Here is a 1231-nt window from a genome sequence, read left to right as displayed (position 1 = left end):
GCGTGAAGTTCCACCCTCGGCTCGGACACCTGGACACTGGGACATGTGAGCCCGGAGGAAGCAGTTTCAGGTGGGAACCAAGAGCAACATGAGTAAGCGGTATACGGCGGAGTTCAAGCGGGACGCGGTCGCGCTGGTGCGCTCGTCGCCGCACCGGAACGTCACCGAGATCGCTCGGGAGCTGGGGGTCAGCCCGGAGGGGCTGCGGGGTTGGGTCAAGCAGGACCGCACGGACCGTGGCGAGGGTCGGCCAGGCGAGCTGACCAGCGCCGAGCGCGAGGAACTCACCCGGCTGCGGCGCCAGACCGTCGAGCAGCAGAAGACCATCGAGATCCTGCGCAAGGCGGCCGCCTATTTCGCGGCCGAGACGACACGGTGATCCGCTTCCGTTTCGTTGAAGACCACCACGGCGCCTGGGGCGTCAAGCGGATCTGCCGCGTCCTGGGCATTGCCCGGTCCTCGTTCTACGACTGGCGGGCCGGCGAGCAGGCCCGGCGCGCCCGCAAGCGGGCCGAGGACCTGCTCGCCGCCGAGATCGCGGTGATCCACCTCGCTTCCAGGGGCGCGTACGGCGTCCCGCGCGTGCACGCGGAACTGCGGCGCCAGGGCCGGGCGGTCAACCGAAAGAAGGTGGAGCGGATCATGCGCGAGCGCGGGATCACGGGCATCACCCGCCGCCGACGCCGCTCCCTGACCCGCCCGGCCCGCAAGCCCGTGTTCGCCCCGGACCTGATCGGGCGCGACTTCACCGCACCCCGCCCCGGAGTACGGCTGGTCGGCGACATGACCTGCCTGCCGACCGAGGAGGGCTGGCTCTACCTGGCCACCTGCATCGACCTGGCCACCCGTGAAGTCGTCGGCTACGCGATGGCCGACCACCACCGCGCCGAACTACCGGTGGCCGCGCTGAGGATGGCCGCCGGCCGCGGCGGCCTGGAACGCGGCTGCATCTTCCACTCGGACCGCGGCAGTGAATACACTTCGAATGAATTCCGCAGCGAGATAGGCAAGTTGGACATGCGGCAGTCGATGGGGCGAGTCGGCTCCTGTTACGATAACGCCGCCGCCGAGAGCTTCTTCGCCGTGCTGAAGGAGGAGATCGGCACCCGGGTCTGGCCGGACCGCGCCACCGCCCGCGCGGAGGTCTTCGCGTTCATCGAGACCTTCTATAACCGTAGGCGTCTACGCAGACACCCCGAGTGGGGCTACCTCACGCCACTCGAGATCCGCC

The 1231-nt window shown here is 69.2% G+C and carries 2 protein-coding genes; both read left to right on the top strand.

The features are described from left to right. The first annotated feature begins 88 nt into the window (after nucleotides 1-88). On the top strand, nucleotides 89-379 hold the full coding sequence (locus UK12_RS32635) for a transposase (RefSeq protein WP_045306830.1): 291 nt from the start codon (nucleotides 89-91) through the stop codon (nucleotides 377-379). Next, nucleotides 376-1231, top strand: an 856-nt coding sequence (locus UK12_RS32630; RefSeq protein ID WP_197085366.1) for an IS3 family transposase, incomplete at its 3' end; no start/stop codon positions are given. The genes UK12_RS32635 and UK12_RS32630, both read left to right, overlap by 4 nt.

The organism is Saccharothrix sp. ST-888 (genome assembly GCF_000955975.1).
Taxonomy (GTDB): Bacteria; Actinomycetota; Actinomycetes; order Streptomycetales; family Streptomycetaceae; genus Kitasatospora.
Note: the sequence above shows the minus strand (reverse complement) of the source record. Positions and strands in the feature narration are given on the sequence as shown.